At 69.0% G+C, this 15,997-nt stretch carries 15 protein-coding genes and 1 pseudogene; 11 read left to right on the forward strand and 5 right to left on the reverse strand.

The window, feature by feature from the left end; genetic code table 11:
- Positions 1-578: pseudogene (locus ACIN94_RS30675) on the reverse strand (hypothetical protein); the annotation flags it as partial.
- On the reverse strand, positions 575-1,303 hold the full coding sequence (locus ACIN94_RS30680; RefSeq protein ID WP_400713746.1) for a CRISPR-associated endoribonuclease Cas6: 729 nt from the start codon (positions 1,301-1,303) through the stop codon (positions 575-577). The pseudogene ACIN94_RS30675 and the gene ACIN94_RS30680, both read right to left, overlap by 4 nt.
- A gap of 703 nt (positions 1,304-2,006) precedes the next feature.
- On the opposite strand from ACIN94_RS30680, the gene ACIN94_RS30685 reads away from it, so the two are divergent.
- Positions 2,007-2,138, forward strand: coding sequence for a hypothetical protein (locus ACIN94_RS30685; protein ID WP_400713749.1), 132 nt, complete (start codon positions 2,007-2,009; stop codon positions 2,136-2,138).
- Positions 2,139-2,484: 346 nt separating this feature from the next.
- On the opposite strand, the gene ACIN94_RS30690 is transcribed toward ACIN94_RS30685, so the two are convergent.
- Complete coding sequence (locus ACIN94_RS30690; protein ID WP_400713752.1) at positions 2,485-3,549, reverse strand: cellulose binding domain-containing protein; 1,065 nt, start codon at positions 3,547-3,549, stop codon at positions 2,485-2,487.
- 317 nt (positions 3,550-3,866) lie between these two features.
- Here ACIN94_RS30690 and ACIN94_RS30695 point away from each other — a divergent pair, with 317 nt between their 5' ends.
- The 6 genes from ACIN94_RS30695 to ACIN94_RS30720 are packed head-to-tail and all read left to right on the forward strand — an operon-like array spanning position 3,867 to position 10,586.
- Positions 3,867-5,684 carry an ABC transporter substrate-binding protein gene (locus ACIN94_RS30695; RefSeq protein ID WP_400713755.1) on the forward strand — a complete coding sequence of 606 codons (1,818 nt, stop codon included), beginning with the start codon at positions 3,867-3,869 and terminating at the stop codon, positions 5,682-5,684.
- A 6-nt stretch (positions 5,685-5,690) separates the two neighbouring features.
- Positions 5,691-6,698 (forward strand): ABC transporter permease, encoded by a 1,008-nt coding sequence (locus ACIN94_RS30700; protein ID WP_400713758.1) that lies wholly within the window; start codon positions 5,691-5,693, stop codon positions 6,696-6,698.
- Positions 6,695-7,597, forward strand: a complete 903-nt coding sequence (locus ACIN94_RS30705; protein ID WP_400713761.1) for an ABC transporter permease — start codon at positions 6,695-6,697, stop codon at positions 7,595-7,597. The genes ACIN94_RS30700 and ACIN94_RS30705 overlap by 4 nt, the downstream gene beginning before the upstream one ends.
- A 3-nt stretch (positions 7,598-7,600) precedes the next feature.
- Positions 7,601-8,698, forward strand: a complete 1,098-nt coding sequence (locus ACIN94_RS30710; protein WP_400713764.1) for an ABC transporter ATP-binding protein — start codon at positions 7,601-7,603, stop codon at positions 8,696-8,698.
- The gene (locus ACIN94_RS30715) at positions 8,695-9,705 is read left to right on the forward strand and encodes an ABC transporter ATP-binding protein (protein ID WP_400713767.1); all 1,011 of its coding nucleotides are present in this window, start codon (positions 8,695-8,697) and stop codon (positions 9,703-9,705) included. Before ACIN94_RS30710 ends, ACIN94_RS30715 begins: the two co-directional genes overlap by 4 nt.
- Positions 9,706-9,710: 5 nt before the next feature.
- Positions 9,711-10,586: a GNAT family N-acetyltransferase gene (locus ACIN94_RS30720; protein ID WP_400713770.1), complete on the forward strand. Its 876-nt coding sequence runs from the start codon at positions 9,711-9,713 to the stop codon at positions 10,584-10,586.
- 10 nt (positions 10,587-10,596) lie between these two features.
- On the opposite strand, the gene ACIN94_RS30725 is transcribed toward ACIN94_RS30720, so the two are convergent.
- Positions 10,597-11,742, reverse strand: coding sequence for an exo-beta-N-acetylmuramidase NamZ domain-containing protein (locus ACIN94_RS30725; protein WP_400713773.1), 1,146 nt, complete (start codon positions 11,740-11,742; stop codon positions 10,597-10,599).
- Between the two features lie 67 nt (positions 11,743-11,809).
- Between ACIN94_RS30725 and murQ the strand changes: the two genes are divergently transcribed.
- Positions 11,810-12,727 (forward strand): N-acetylmuramic acid 6-phosphate etherase, encoded by a 918-nt coding sequence (gene murQ, locus ACIN94_RS30730; protein WP_400713776.1) that lies wholly within the window; start codon positions 11,810-11,812, stop codon positions 12,725-12,727.
- A complete protein-coding gene (locus ACIN94_RS30735) occupies positions 12,720-13,805 on the forward strand; it encodes a serine hydrolase domain-containing protein (RefSeq protein WP_400713779.1) in 1,086 nt (361 codons plus the stop codon). The genes murQ and ACIN94_RS30735 overlap by 8 nt, the downstream gene beginning before the upstream one ends.
- Positions 13,806-14,224: 419 nt before the next feature.
- Here the strand turns inward: ACIN94_RS30735 and ACIN94_RS30740 are convergent, their stop codons facing one another.
- A complete protein-coding gene (locus ACIN94_RS30740; RefSeq protein WP_400713782.1) occupies positions 14,225-14,512 on the reverse strand; it encodes a hypothetical protein in 288 nt (95 codons plus the stop codon).
- A gap of 154 nt (positions 14,513-14,666) precedes the next feature.
- Between ACIN94_RS30740 and ACIN94_RS30745 the strand changes: the two genes are divergently transcribed.
- Both ACIN94_RS30745 and ACIN94_RS30750 read left to right on the forward strand, forming a co-directional pair.
- Positions 14,667-15,209 (forward strand): hypothetical protein, encoded by a 543-nt coding sequence (locus tag ACIN94_RS30745; RefSeq protein WP_400713785.1) that lies wholly within the window; start codon positions 14,667-14,669, stop codon positions 15,207-15,209.
- A complete protein-coding gene (locus ACIN94_RS30750) occupies positions 15,209-15,796 on the forward strand; it encodes a hypothetical protein (RefSeq protein ID WP_400713788.1) in 588 nt (195 codons plus the stop codon). The genes ACIN94_RS30745 and ACIN94_RS30750 overlap by 1 nt, the downstream gene beginning before the upstream one ends.
- Positions 15,797-15,997: the final 201 nt, after the last annotated feature.

Here is a 15,997-nt window from a genome sequence, read left to right on the forward strand (position 1 = left end):
GACAGCGTCCGCGCCATGAACCGCTCATCCCAGCTGTGCAGGGCGATCGACGGCCCGCCCGTCAGGCGGCAGCCGTACGGCAGCGCGTAGAAACTGCACAGGCACGGCCAGCAGAGCGCCAGGCCCGAATGACCACGCGGCGTACTGTTGCGATAGAGATCGCTTTCGGCCAACGGGACGTCGACCTTGCCGAAGAAGCCCACCGCGCCGCGCCCGCACAGCACACACGCCACCGCGGGCCGATCCTGCGGCTCCGGGCATTTCCGCCACCTCCGTACGGCGTCGCGGATGGTGCCGTCATCTTTCTTCGCGTTGCTGAGATGGTTCATCTTGGAGTTGGGGAAGAAGGACATGCTCGCCTTGAGCCAGAAGCCCTTCTCGCCCTTCGTGTCACGTTCCAGCGCGGCGGAGACGGCGTCCCCGGCGATCCTGTCCACCGCTTCCTCGAACGCCTCCGGCGTCAGGTGCTCCGGTGAGGTCGCCTTCCCGAGGAACGCCAGCGCGTAGGCACCGACCCGCTGCAGAGGGTGCGCGCTCAGCACCAGCCGTGACTGCTCGTCGTCGCCGGTTTCGCTCACGCGGCCACCCAGCCGAAGCCGGCGGCGTTGGCCTGCCCCAGACCCCAGCTCCAGATCGCCTGAAGCGTCTCCGGCGCCCCGGTCAGCTCCACCTCGATCGGCGCTCCCGGCTTCGCTCCCTGCCCCACCGTGAAGGACCGCTTGGGCCCCACCCAGGAGATCTCCGTCAGCGACACCTCGGGGTCCAGGTCCAGTGTTTCGGCCTTGCGACGCAGGTTGCGCTGGAAGAACACCGGGAACTCCTGGTCCGTCGGCAGCAGCCAGGCCTGCCGCGTCGTCCGCTGCCCCGCCTCGTCCCGGCCGGTGCCCTTCATCACCACCGGCGTACTCGTCCGGAACCGCCCTCGCCCCGACTCAAACCCCGGAGGCTCCACCGCCGCAACCTTGAGAACGCGCAGCGCGACGCCTCCCCAGTCGATCAGCTCTCGCTGTTTGAGTCCAGAGGCTAAGGCAGTTGCTACCTCGAGGATCGGGCTACCCCATTCCACTGTGCCTCGACCGCCTGAAGCATAGGTTCCACGACGTCTTTGAGCTTCGGGGAAAAGGGGGGCGCTGTGCCCAATGGGCACCAGACCATGGGGAGCAATTCCGTTTTGATGTAGCTGCCGTCCAAGTTCCGGTGCCGTCCGCGCGAGGAGATCGTAGGTCAGTGCGCGTCCAGGGGCCAGCACACTCCGCCATGGAATTTCCTTCAGTGTGGTTGTCACTTCAACTAGAAGCCTCATCTGTCCTTCTTCTGGCTGAGGACGAAAATTTTCAGAGCTGACGGATCGCTCTCTGGAAGACCTGAGGTATCAGCTACGCAAACTGCGGGCCGGACGCGGAACGTCCGACCCGCCCCTCGAAGGGTAATGAATCAAGCAATCACTAGGACGGTGATTACGCTTAATCGCTTCTTGCGACCCCATGTAGTACGGGTGATGAAAGTGCGTCCTATTGCTCGCAGGAGTGCTAAGGTCACTCCGTGCAAGGGCGACCCTAGCACGCGATTACAGTTAAACGCTTCGAACGGACTGCTCTCTCCACCGGACGAGAGGCCATCCCGATCTCGCTAAACCCCGAGGCTGACGGGTCGTCTCTTCTAGCTTTGGGAGTCTGGTCGGCACCCATTACAGATACAACCATCACCATGATCATGAAAGGTTGGGCACGGTGTCCCCTCTGCTCTCGGAGCGCGCGCTTCTGCTTCTGACGTTCGCTGGCCTCCTTGCCGTGGTCGGAGTGTGGCTTTGTCGTGCAGATGGCATGTCGTGGCCCAAATCGATCTTGGCTGGCATGGGGGTCGGGGGTGCGGCTCTTGTGGGTGGTTTTCAGATTGTTGGGTAGTTTCTGGGCCAGGGTGATCAGTTGGGGCATGCGTCGTTGCTTGACTGGTTACGGCGCTCCTCTCGGGAAGCGTCGGAGCCTAGGAACTGGTGCATTGCGGTGGTGCGGTCTCAGCATCGGCTGCGGCTGCTCGTCGTCTTCGCTTACGGATTGCTCATCGGCTTCGTTCATGCGGCCGCCCAGCCGGAGCTGGCGGCGCTGGCCTGCCTCAGCCCCCAGCTCCGGATCGCCTGAAGTGTTCATCGCCCCTACGAGGGGTCGCAACGCCAGAGCGGCGACATGGGCATCGCCCCAGTCGAGCCATCCTCATCGCCCCTACGAGGGGTCCCAACACCAGGTCCGCAGGTTGGTCAAGCTCTCGACTTGCAGGCCAGGCACCCAGGCTGGGTGATCATTTGGCGGGTGTGGGCGCGCAAGTTCTGGGCCTTTCTTTCCTGGTAGGTCGACGCTCCCGAGGCCATCGAGACAACCTGTCCCGAGGAACTGGCGATGTTGATGCGCGGGGTGGAGTTGGGGCATCCCGGTCTTGGACGGAGCCCTTACCCCACGGCCCGGATGGGCCCGGTACGGGCCGGCGGGGCTAGCCGGCCGTGCAGGACACCGTGGGCGAGGGGGAGCTGTTGCCGGAGGCGAGGAAGCCGAAGGTCGCCGTCGCGCCGGGAGCCAGGGAGCCGTTCCACTCGACGTTCTTGGCGGTCACGGTGGATCCCGTCTGGGTGACCGCGGCGTTCCACGACTGGCTGATCTGCCGGTTGGCGAAGTTCCAGCTCACCGTCCAGCTGGTGCGCGAGGAGGTGCCGGTGTTCTTGACGGTCACCTCGGCCTGGAAGCCGTCCGGCCACTGGTTGACGGTCTGGTAGGTGGCCGTGCAGCCGCCGGCCGGGGGCGTCACCGTCGGGGTGGGGGTGGGAGTGACGGTCGGGGGAGTGGTCGGGCCCGAGCCGAGCATCGCCGTCAGGGCGGGGAACCAGCGGTTGGACATCTTCTGGTCGCCGGACGCGTTGGGGTGCACGCCGTCGTAGGTGTCGGAGGCGGTGCTGAAGCCCGTCCACTGGTCGACCACCACGACGGGGGAGCGCGCGGTGGTCTTGGACGCCGCCCAGCCGGGGATCGCGGCGTTGAGCGCGACCACCCGTTGCGCGCACTCGCCGCACGTGCTGGGGTTCATCGGGATGATCTGGGCGACCAGGACCTTCATGTTGGGGTTGTCGGCCCGCATCTGGTCCACCAGCTTGCCGTAGGCGGCCAGGATGGTCGCGGTGGGGCGGTTGCTCCAGACGTCGTTGGTGCCGAAGTGCATCATCACGATGTCGGGCCGGGTCGCCGCGAGCCAGCCGGGGAGCTGGTTCTGGTCGGCCACGTTGGTGACCAGGGCCCCGCCGTGGCCCTCGTTGTCGCCGTCGTGGGCGATGCCGCAGCCCTGCGGTGGCAGCGTCCCGACGAAGTCGAGGTTGGTGTAACCGGCGTCGTTGAGCCGGTTCCACAGAAGGGCCCGCCAGCATCCGGGCGAACCGGTGATCGAGTCTCCGAGTGCCATGATCTTGGTGGTCGCCGCCTGCGCCGGCACCGCCGTACCCGCCAGAAGGAATCCGAGGGTCACGGCCACCGCCGCGAGAACCGTCAGAACCGTACTGTTTCTGCGCACTGTCCACTCCCGCCGTCGTCGGGGCCGATGCTAGGCAGCCGCGTCCCGGACGGGAAGTCACCGGCCTCCCGCAGGCCGGTGACCTGCGGGGAAGGGGGCGGTTGACGTGTAACTTTCAGCTGCCGACCGGCCGGGCCGCCCGGCTGCCGGAGCGGCGTCGATCGCACCCGCTCCGCTGAGGTCCGGCAGGGAAATGATGAAGGAAAGTTACAAGATTCTCACAACATGTGGAGATTATTGACGCGACTTGTATGCCGCCCATAAGGTCCGGACAACCCCGGCTTCCGAGCCTCGAAAGACCCCCAACGGAGCGGTTCATGAAGCGACTAGCAGCTGTAGTGGCGTTGCTCGGCCTTGCCACCGCCACGGCGTGCAGCAGCACCACCGGAAACGACTCCGCCGCGGGCGGCGGTAGCGGTGGAGGTGGTCTCTACACCACGATCGACGGCAACAAGCCGGGCCTCGACGTCAACGGTCCGATCAACCCGTGGAATCCCAAGGGCAACGCGTTCTGGGGCTACAACGCGATGAGGATCGCCTGGGCGAAGAACCACCTGACCGATCCGAACCAGTTCTATCCGGGCATCGCGGAGAGCTGGGAGATCGCGCCGGACAACTCCTCGATCACGCTGCACCTGCACCCGGACAACAAGTGGTCCGACGGCACGCCGGTCACCGCGGAGGACGTGAAGTTCTCCATCGCCCTGGCCTACACCCAGGGCAGCACCGCCTTCGCGATCGACCCGGGAGCGGCCGGCGCGGCCTCCGAGGTCGAGGTGGTCGACGACAAGACAGTCAAGATCACCCAGGACATGAAGAACCCCAGCGTCACGTTCATGCGCGGCGTCATGGACAGCTTCATCCTGCCCAAGCACGTCTGGAACAGCGTGCTGCCGGACGACTTCTGGGACAAGCTGAAGGTCGCCCGCGGCGAGGGAGCCGACGCCGAGAAGGCCCGCGAGGAGATCACCGCGCTGTCGGAGAAGGTCCTCGCGTTCGGCCCGCCCAAGGACGTCTCCGCGGGGCCGTTCGTGCTGGAGCGGATGAACCCCGGCGAGGCGCTGCTGGTCAAGAACAAGAACTTCTACAACGCCGCCAACGTCGGGCCCGACCAGGTCAAGATGCTCAACTACACGGGCAACGAGCAGATCTGGAACTACCTCATCGCCGGCAAGCTCGACAGCGCGCCGTTCACCGCCGTGCCCGCCGACGTGATGAAGCGCATCACCGGCACGCCGGGCAACGCCGTCATCAAGGGCTTCTCGCCGGTGTCGCTGGGCATGGCGTTCAACCAGTCGAAGAAGCCCTACGACAACGTGCACGTGCGGCGAGGGCTGGCCTACCTGATCAACCGTGAGGAGATCACCACGATCGCCTCGCCCGAGGGCGGCACCCCGGCCGTCACCACCACCGGCATCCACCAGAAGCCCGCCGCCGAATGGCTCGGCGCCGAGCTCGACGCGCTCGAGCCGTACAAGCTCGACGCGGCCAAGGCCGAGGAGGAGTTCAAGGAAGCGGGCCTGAAGAAGGAGGGCGGCAAGTGGACGCTGCCCGACGGTAAGCCGTGGAAGTTCACCATCAACGTCCCCACGCCGTTCTCGGACTGGGTCTCCGGTGCCAAGGCCATCACCAGCCAGCTCACCGCGGCGGGGATCGACGCCGAGGTCGTGACGGTCGCCGACTACCCGCTCTACCTGAAGGAGATCGCGGAGGGCAAGTACGACGTCGGGTTCTGGCTGATCGCGCTCGGCCCCGCGCCGTACAACATCTACCAGCGGCTCTACGGCGCCTCCAACGGCTGGGCCAACCTGGGCGGCAAGGTCGAGCACTCGGCCCCCGGCAAGAACGGCAACTGGATGGGCGGCCCGGAGACCATCGAGGTCGACGGCGCCAAGGTCAATCCGGGTGAGCTGACCGCCAAGCTGAACTCCGCCTCCCCGGACGAGCAGAAGGCCATCATCGGCCAGCTCGCCAAGGCGGCCAACCAGGACCTTCCGGTGGTCCAGCTCTGGGACTACGTCAACACCCAGTTCGTCAACACCAACCGCTTCACCGGCTTCCCCGAGAACGACAGTGATCTGCTCCGGCAGCCCTCCGGCGTGTGGGTCCAGCTCGGCATGGTCAAGAAGAAGTAGTAACGCATGACGGCGTTCGCGCGACGGCTCGCGGGTCACCTGGCCCGCGGGCTCGTCATGATTGTGATTGTCACCACGGTCAGTTTCTTCGTCATCAGGAACGTTCCCGGCGACCCCATGGCGGCCAGGTACGAGAAGCTGATCGAGCAGGGCATGTCACCCGATGCGGCACAGCGGGCCATCGAGGTCCTCTACGGTTTCACGCCGACCGGCAGTCTGTGGGAGCAGTACGTCGCCTACATGTCCGGCCTGGCCCGCCTCGATCTGGGCCAGTCGCTGATGGTGCCGGGCGTGGGCGTGTCGACCGTGCTGTTCTCGGCCGCCAAGTGGACCGTCCTGCCGGTGCTCGTGGGCACGCTGCTGAGCTTCCTGATCGGCGTCGTCATGGGGGTCTACGCCGCCATCAAGCGCTCGGGGAGGCTCGGCGACATCCTCGCGATCTCCGGATCGCTCCTGCACGGCATCCCGCAGTACGTGCTCGCGCTGCTGCTGATGGCCGTCTTCACCACCCTGTGGCCGATCCTGCCCCAGGGAGGTACGGCCGACATCATGGTCGAGCCGGGCTTGACCGCCGAATACGTCGGTTCGCTCGTCGAGTACGCCACGCTGCCGGTTCTCACCTACGCGCTCGCCGGCTACGGGGGCTGGATCCTGGCGATGAAGTCGAGCGTCGTCACCGTCCTCGGCGACGACTTCATCCTCGCCGCCGAGCTGCGCGGTCTCAAGCGCGGGTTCATCTTCCGCTACGTGGCGCGCAACGCGATCCTGCCGCTGTTCACGATCCTGGCCCTCTCGCTGGGCATGCTGTTCGGTGGCGCGATCTTCATCGAGCGGATCTTCAACTACCCCGGCCTGGGGCTGATGCTCATCGACAGCATCACCAACCGCGACTACGCCCTGATGGGCGGGGCGTTCCTGCTGATCACGGCGGCGATCATCGTCGCGAACATCGTGGCCGACCTGTTCTACACCGTGATCGACCCGCGGGTGCGGAGCGGGGAGGGGGGCGCATGACGGCGCCGATGATCACAGCGGGCGGCGGCCGGGCCACCCTGCGGCGCAACTTCTGGCGCGGCGTCTGGCGGGTGCTGAGGCGCAAGCCCAGCCGGATGGCCGGCATGGTCATCGTGCTGGCGTTCGCGTTCATGGGCACCTTCGGCCCCCTGTTCTATCCCGATCCGCTGCCCCGCGACACCGGCAACCTCTACGGGGCGCCGAGCTGGGAGCATCCGTTCGGCACCGACTTCGAGGGCACCGACGTGCTGGCGCTGGTCGTCACCGGCTCGACGTACGTGCTGCTGACCGCGGTGATCACCGCGCTCATCACGGTCGTGCTCGGCACCGGGATCGGGCTGTTCGCCGGGTTCCGGCGCGGGCGCTGGGACACCGTGCTCATGCGGATCACCGACATGAAGCTGACGATCCCCGGCCTGCCGCTGCTGCTGGTGCTGTCGACCATCTGGAAGTTCGGCAGCGCGGTCGAGATGGGCCTGGTGCTCGGCCTGCTCGGCTGGGGCGGGGTGGCCCGTGCCGTGCGCTCCCAGACCCTCTCCCTGCGCGAGCGCGGCTTCGTCGAGGCCGCCCGGGGGCTGGGGCTGTCCACCACGCACATCGTCGGCAGGGAACTGCTGCCCAGCATGGCCCCCTTCATCGCGATGAACATGCTCATCGCCGTCACCGGCGCGGTCTACGCGCAGGTGGGCCTGTTCTTCCTGGGCGTCCTGCCGTTCGAGGCCAACAACTGGGGCGTGATGCTCAACCTCGCCGTGTTCGGGGGAGGTGCGATGTCGTCGCCGGCCGCGCTGCCGTACCTGATGGCGCCGCTGCTGGCGATCCTGCTGCTCACCCTGGGCATCGTGCTCGTCGTCGACGCGATGGACGAGATCTTCAACCCCCGGCTGCGTGAGGAGTAACGGGTGTCTGTGACCCCTGAGAAGAAGGCGCCGGGAGTACGGGTCAGCGGCCTGTCCGTCGTCTACCGGACACCGGCCGGTGAGCTTCCGGCGATCTCCGGGATCGACCTGGAGCTCGTGCCCGGGTCGATCACCGGGGTGGTCGGCGAGTCCGGCTCCGGCAAGTCCACCCTGGCGCTGTCGCTGCTCAACGCCGTCCAGCCGCCCGGCAGGATCAGCGCGGGCAGCGTCGAGATCGACGGGCTCGGCGACGTCGTGAAGCTGAGGGGCGAGGAGCTGCGCAAGGCGAGGGGACGTCACATCGGCTACGTCTTCCAGGCCGCCCAGAACTCCCTCAACCCCCTCAAGACGGTCGGTAAGCAGCTGCTCGACCTGGGTCGCTCGCACGAGGTGGCGGATCTGCGCGGCCTCGTCAGAGATGCCAGGGATCTGCTCGGCAGGATGGGCATGGACGGCGCGCGGGTCCTCGACTCCCACCAGCACGAGCTGTCCGGCGGGATGCGCCAGCGGGTCGGCATCATGCTCGCCCTGGTGCTCAACGCCCATCTCGTCGTGCTCGACGAGCCCACGACCGCGCTCGACATGATCACCCAGGCGACGATCCTGCGGATCGTCCGCGAGGTCCACACCGAACGCGGGCTCACCACGCTGGTCATCACCCACGACCTCGGCGTGGTGGCCGAGGTCGCCGACCGGCTGGCCGTCATGTACGGCGGGCAGGTGGTCGAGCAGGGCCCGACCATGGAGGTGCTGGGCGCGCCCCGCCACCCCTACACCCGGGGTCTGCTGCGGGCCATCCCGCGGCTGGTGGGCGACATCGGCGAGGCCGGTGCCCTGCCGGGCCGCCCGCCGACACTGGGAACGATCCCGGCACGGGGATGCGTGTTCAGGGAGCGCTGCGCCCTGCGCCTGGAGGTCTGCGAGACGGAGAGACCGCCGGTCGTCACCCTCGGGGCGTCGATCGTGGCGTGCCACGTGGTCGCCCAGGAGACCGGGCAGGCGGGGGAGACCGCGGAGACCCGTGAAGCCGTAGAGGAACAGCAGGTCGTGGGATCACCGGCGGCAACCGGGGTACGTGACGTTCGGGGGGAGAAAACGTGATAACAGGCGAGAACATCACGAAGACCTTCAGGCAGCGGGGTAGCGTGCTCGCGGGCCGGGAGGTGAAGGCGCTGCGCGGTGTCGACTTCGCCATCGAGAAGGGCGGGGCGGCCTCGTTCATCGGTGAGTCCGGCTGCGGCAAGACCACGCTGGGACGGATCATCGCCGGGCTGGAGTCCTATGACTCCGGCGAGATCACCATCGACGGCATCCCCATGTCGTCGCTGAAGCCCCGCCGGCGGCAGCCGTACTTCCGCAGGATCCAGCTCATCCACCAGGACCCGTACTCGGCGCTCAACCCGACGCGGACGATCCACCAGGCGCTGGACGCGCCGCTGACCCTGCGGGCCCGGCAGACCGGCCGTCCGCGCTCATGGGTGGACGAGCGGTCCGAGGAGCTGCTGGCGCTGGTCGGGCTCGATCCGGCCTACGTGCTGCCGCGCTACCCCCACCAGCTCTCCGGTGGGATGCGCCAGCGCGTCGTGATCGCCCGCGCGCTCACCGTGGACCCCGACATGCTCGTCGCCGACGAGGCCGTCTCCATGATCGACGTGTCGCTCCGGCTGGGCATCCTGGCGCTGCTGAAGGGCCTGCGTGAGCGGCTGGGGGTGAGCGTGCTGTTCATCACCCACGACGTCGCGACCGCGCGGTACATCGGCGACGACGGTGAGCTCTACGTCATCTACCGGGGGCAGGTCGTCGAGCGGGGTCACGTGGACACGGTCATCGCAGCCCCCGTCCACCCCTACACGCAGTCGCTGCTGTCGGCCATCCCCGTGCTGCACGGCCTGGAGCGTCCCGGTGAGCAGCCGGTGGTGCCGACCGAGGCGCTGGACGAGAGCCACCACGACGCGGGCTGCCTGTTCGCGCGGCGCTGCCCGTTCCGCACGGAGCGCTGCGAGTCGGAGGTGCCGGTGCTCAGCCACGCGGCCGGCACCCCCCAGGAGCACGCCTGCTTCCATCCGGAGCGTCGCAGTGTCGTGGCGACGCCCCTCGGACGGGGGTGACGGCCATGAGAGGAATCCGCGAGGCCGTGGCCGCCGACGCCGCCGCGCTCGGCGAGGTCGCCGCCGCCGCGCTCGTCCTGGACGCCGCGGAGGCGCCGCGGCTGGTGGCCGGGCTCTCGGACCCGCCCGCCGGCCGCCGCTGGACGGCACTGGTGACGGGCGATCTCGATGCCGTGGTGTTCGCCTCGATGTCGGCGCGTGAGGCGTCCGCCGGGCACATCGACCTGCTGGCCGTACACCCCTCGGCTCAGGGTGGGGGGCGCGGGCGGGCGCTGGTCGCCGTGGCTGAGGAGTGGCTGCGGGCCGAGGGGGCGGCCGAGGCCCGTTTCGCCGGCAACCCGCCCTGCTACGCGTGGCCGGGCATCGACGTGCGCTACACCCCGGCGGCCTGCCTGGCCGAGCGGCTCGGCTACGAGCGCTACGACGTCGCCTGGAACATGACCGCCGACCTGTCCGCGGAGGCCGACCTGTCCACGGAGGCCGACCTCGTACGGCTGGCGGACAGGGGTGTCACCGTGCGGGCGGCCGGTCCCGGGGACCGCGCCGCCGTGCTGGACTTCGTGCGCGAGCACTGGAACGACAACTGGGTGTGGGAGGCGGAGCGGGCGACCGGCTGCCACTACGCCTCCAGGGACGGGGAGATCCTCGGATTCGCCGCCTGGGGGGCCAGGGCCGCCTGGTTCGGCCCGATGGGCACCGCCCCGGCGGCGCGGGGTCTCGGCGTCGGCCGGGTGCTGCTGCGCCGCTGCCTGGCCGAGCAGCGGGACGCGGGCCAGACGAGCGCGCAGATCGGATGGGTGGGACCGCTGGGCTTCTACTCCCGGGCGGTCGGCGCGCGCGCCGAGCGGGTCTTCTGGCTCTACCGCCGCGACCTGCGGTGACGGCCGGATGTCACGGGTAGAGCAGCGTCCCGCCGTCCAGCCAGGTCTCCGGATGCCCAGGGGGCGGGCACAGGTCCGCGGGGTCGCCTCCGTCGTCCAGGCGGCGGCGCAGCGAGTCCGAACCCCAGAGCAGGTCGATGAAGTATGGCTCGCTCTCCCCGTCGTCGCGCCAGGCGAAGTCGTCCGGATGGAGCGAGCGGGCCAGGTGCATCATCGACAGGGCCGTCAGCACGGGCCGGAACGTCTCGCGGTCGTGCACGTGGAGCTGCACCCCCCGCACGGCCACTCCGGCGTGCTTGTGGAAGGTCGGGGTGAACCAGGTGTCGCGGAACCGCACGCCCGGCAGGCCCAGGCCGTTCAGCCCGGCGGCGAACCTGTCGTCGAGGTAGGGGGCGCCGATCAGCTCGAACGGCCGGGTGGTGCCGCGGCCCTCCGACAGGTTCGTGCCCTCGAACAGGCCGGTGCCCGGATAGACCAGCGCGGTCTCCGGGGTCGGCATGTTCACCGAGGGCATCACCCACGGCAGGCCGGTGGCCTCGAAGGGGAGGTCGCGCCGCCAGCCCTCGGCACCGACCACCCGCAGGTCGGCGCCGAACGAGCGGTTGACGAGGAGGGCGAGCTCCCCCGCGGTGAGGCCGTGCCGTACCGGGATGGCCGCCCGGCCCACGGAACCGGCGTACGCGGGGTCGAGCAGGGGGCCCTCGGCGATGGTCCCGCCGATGGGGTTGGGCCGGTCGAGTACGGCGAAGCGCAGCCCGAGCCGTGCGGCCGACGCGATGAGGTCGTACATCGTCCAGATGTAGGTGTAGAAACGCGTGCCGATGTCGGAGATGTCGAAGACGAGCGTGTCGACCCCGGAGGACGCCACGAGGGCGTCCAGGGCGCTGCCGTCCTTGTCGTAGGTGTCGAAGACCGGCAGCCCGGTCGAGGGGTCGATCTCTTCCCGCTCGCTGAAGCCCGCCTGGGCCGTGCCGCGTATCCCGTGCTCGGGGCCGAACAGCGCCGTCAGCGGCACTCCCGCCGCTCGCAGTGCACCGGCGCCCGGTGTCAGGTCGGACAGGACGCCGGTCGGGTTGGTGATCAGGCCGATCCGGTCGCCGTGGAGGAGGCCGGGATCGGCGGCGAGGCGTTCGACTCCGGTCCGTACGTAAGACATGGCTCCATTGTCCGAAGAAAATTTGCATAATAAAAGTAGGGAATGAAAATTAGCGGCATGGGGCGAAATGACTGATCCACTCGCAAGCCTGTCCACCGAGCAGAGTGATCCGCGCTACCGCGACATCGACCGGCTCCCCACCGAGCAGGTCGCCCGGTTGATGAACGCGGCCGACGTCACCGTGCCCGCGGCGGTGGCCGCGGCCATTCCGGCGATCTCGGGCGCGGTCGACGCGATCGTCGCCCGGATGCGGGACGGAGGGCGCCTGTTCTACGTGGGCGCGGGCACGTCGGGCCGGCTGGCCGTACTGGACGCCTCCGAGTGCCCGCCGACCTTCGGCACCGACCCTGAGCTGGTGCAGGGCATCATCGCGGGCGGCGAGCCCGCGCTGACCCGTTCGATCGAGGGCGCGGAGGACGACGCCGTCGCGGGTGGCGAGGCGATCGCCGACCGGCAGGTGGGCGCGCTCGACTCGGTGGTCGGCGTCTCCGCCAGCGGCCGGGCGCCGTTCGTGCTCGGCGCGCTCGCCGAGGCCGGCCGTCGGGGCGCCCTCACCGTGGGACTGTCGTGCAACGCCGGAACTCCGCTCTCCGGCGCGGCACTGCACCCGCTCGAGGTGATCGTCGGTCCCGAGGTGGTGACCGGCTCGACCAGGCTCAAGGCCGGGACCGCGCAGAAGCTGGTCCTCAACATGATCTCCACGATCGCGATGGTCAGGCTGGGCCGGACCTACGGCAACACCATGATCGAGGTGTCGGCGATGAACTCCAAGCTCGCCGACCGCGCCACCCGGATGGTCCGCGACATCACCGGCGCGGACCTGGCCGTCGCCCGGCCCGCGCTGGAGGCGGCCGGCTGGCACGTGAAGGTCGCGGTGCTGATGATCGAGCGCGGTCTCGACCCGGATGACGCCCGGGGGCTGCTCAGGGAGCACGGTGACCGCCTGGAGTCGGCGCTCGCCTCGGAAGAGGCGCAGGGTGCCTGACAGCGGCGGCTCCGCGGCGCTTGCCGCCCTTCTGGCGGAGGCGGTGCCGAGGGTGTGCTCGGCGGCGGTCGCCGTGATCGCCGTGGACGGCGTCACGGCCGCCGCCGCGGCGCACGGGGAGCTCGTACGGTATTCGGGAGCCTCCGAGGCGCTCCTGGCCGACCGCCCGGCCGTCCGCCGCGACTCGATCTTCGACCTCGCGTCGCTCACCAAGCTCTACACGACGGCCGTCATCCTGTCCCTCGTCGAAGAGGGGGGCCTCGGCCTGGACGAGCCCGTCGTGACCTGGCTGCCGGGCGGCCTCCCCGGGGTCACCCCGCGGCATCTGCTCACCCACACGGCGGGCCTGCCGCCCAGCCGCCGGGCGCATGAGGAGATCTTCGGCGACGGACCCGAGGTCCGCGCCGCCCGACTGGAGCGCATTCTCTCCACCCCGCCGCTGCACGCGCCCGGCGAGCACCACGTCTACTCCGACGTCGGCATGATCATGGCGGGCCGGGTGGCGGAGATCGCCGGGGGAGCCCCCCTGGACGAGCTGCTCCGTACCCGCGTCACCGGGCCGCTCGGCCTGGACGACACCGGATATCGGCCCGCGCCGTCGCTGCGCCCCCGCATCGCCGCCACCGAGGAGAAACCCGAACGCGGTGGCTCCGGATGCGTGCGCGGCGAGGTCCACGACGAGACAGCCCACGGCCTGGGCGGGGTCGCCGGGCATGCCGGGATCTTCGCCACGGCCGACGACGTGATGTGTTTCGCCGAGGCCCTGCGCACCGGAGGAACCTCCGTCCTGGGCCCCGGCACGGTGGCCGAGATGACCCGTGACCAGGGCGTTCCGGGCGCGGCCTTCGGGCAGGGCCTGGGGGCGCGGATCGGTGACCCCGCCATCGTGGGCCCGCTGACCTCCGCCTACGGCCACTCCGGCTTCACCGGCACCTCGCTCGTCGTCGATCCCGGACGGGCCCTGACGGTCGTCCTGCTGACCAACAACGTCCACCCGCTCCGGGGCCGCCCCGGTATCCGGGACCTGCGGCACGCCGTCGCCGCCGAAGCCCTCAGACTGTCGGTGGAGCCGTCCTGAGACCGTCCCGAAGCCGCTTCGAGGGCACCTTGAGGGCGCGGTTTCCCGCGCCCTGGCCGTTTTCTGCCGCCGCGGCGGATCTCTAAAGACCTCGTCACACCGTCAATCGTGATGTGTGAGGAGTACGTGTCATCGCGAGCACCGACAGGGGAGAGCAGCGGACGCTCGAAGTCGGTACGGCGGGGCGGGTGCTGGTGTTGTGGCGGCGCGGGTATGACCGGGCGGGCCGGATCGTGGAGGTGGCGCGCCGGGTGGTGGTGGACCGCTACGACGTGATCTACCGGTACCGGCCGGGCGTCTGATCTCCTGCTGCGGGATGGATCGCCGTGACGCATCCCGCTCTGGGTGTGCTCAGCGGCAACGGTCGCGTTACCCTGTTCGACGGGTCTCCGCCGGGTTAGAGCCCTGTGGGCTACGAACTACGCCGTTGGCTTGCCGACCGGCTGCCCGCCGGACTCTCGTCGGGCGAGCGCCTGGTCGCGCTGGAGATCGCCGACCAGGCCAACGATCAGAGCCGTCACGCCTACGGCAGCGAGACCCGCGCCATCATCCTGCGGCGCACCGGCTACGCCGACGAGAAGCAGCTCGGCAAGGTCCTGACGAAGCTGGCCAAGAACGGCATCGAGATGCGTGAGCCGGTTCGCAGCAAGGACGGCGAACCCGTGCGCGATAAGCGCGGCCGGGTGGTGTACGCCTGCAATGGACACGAGATGTCGGAATTCGTGGTCCCCCGGCTGGAGGACCTTCCAAGCTGCCCCGAGCGGGGCAGCTTCCTATACGAAGGTGCCCCCAGCGGGGCGCCCTTCTCCTCAATCTCCTCAGGAGAACTCCTCATCTCTCCTCAGCCACGAGCGCGTCGTCATGGAAGCGCTCGCCCCCGCCGGGATCACCGAGGAAGAGATGAGAGAAGTCATCAAGGAGATCAGACAAGCGACCAAGGGCAAGATCGAAAACCCGAACAGCTACTTCCGTGCGATCGCCCAGCGCGGCGACCTCCCCGACTACCTCAACCGGGTCCGCGCCAACGCCGAACGCCGCGCCGCCTACGCCGCCCGCCAGGCCCAACCACCACCCGTCATCCCCACAGAGCCCTCGGTGACGCCCGAAGAGAAGGACGCCCTTATATCCGCCGCCCGGAAGAAATTCCAGGACCTCACCAGCTCACAGGACCGCAGAGGCGCCCGCCTCCCCGCCCGCATCGCACCACCTCGGCAGGCGCCCGACGAACCCCCACCCGCCGTACAAGCCGCCCACGACTACCTCAAGACACTCGGCAACTTCGATCAGTGTTGGACCGCCGCCCGCGAGAAACTCGGCACCGACGCCCACCGCAACGAGATCACGATCCTCGCCGCCCAACTCGCCCGCGAAAACACCCGCCCGCCCTCCCAGGAGGCATCCTGATGTGCAACTGCGACACCGCCCCCGGATTCCGGGTCGGTCCGTGCGAGATCCACGAGGCCGCAGCCTTCGCTGAATGGCTGCCAGAAGAAGCCCCCCGCGCGGCTGCCGCCCGGAAAAGCGGAGACCCGCTCTACAGCCGTCGCTCGTTCCCCGCGCAGGCCGGCGACGTCCCCGAACTGGCGAACCTACGCGCGGCGCTCTCCGAACCCGCCCGCGAATTGCTGGACAAGCAGTGGAGCGAGTTGGCCAGGGTTGACTCGCAATGGCCCTACGCGAACGAACTCGTCCTGGCCGCTCGCGACGAATGGAGAACCGTGACCCCGGTGTACGAACGTGACGTGCTCCGCGGCCAGCTCGCGACTCAGATGGGCGTCAAGAAGTACCCGTTCAAGGACGATTCCGAGGGAGGGGAGATAGCCTCCGACCAGGTCATGCGGTTCTTCGTTGCGGAGAGGCTCCGGAAGGAGGCGGACGTTCTGGCAGAGCTTTCCCGCCGCGCCCTGGAGCTGGAGCGGATGCTCCGCGACCACGCGGCCGGGTGGTCCACCTCGGCCACTGACTATCCTCCGGATGGCCGTCCGTCCTGAAGCGAACAGCGAGAGACCCCCGCCCTACTCCACTCCCCAGGGAGGGGGCCTCCGTCGTTCAGCGCGTCACCCCCATCGTCTCCATCGGCCTGAACCGTTGAGCAGCTCGATCACCGGCTGGTCGTCCTTGACCCGGCCGCTGTCCAGCCAGAGGCGTCCCCACCGCCCCCATGGAGCCCTCGGGAGCCTTCAACGGCCTCT

It is taken from the genome of Streptosporangium sp. NPDC087985 (assembly GCF_044741965.1).
Lineage (GTDB): Bacteria > Actinomycetota > Actinomycetes > Streptosporangiales > Streptosporangiaceae > Streptosporangium.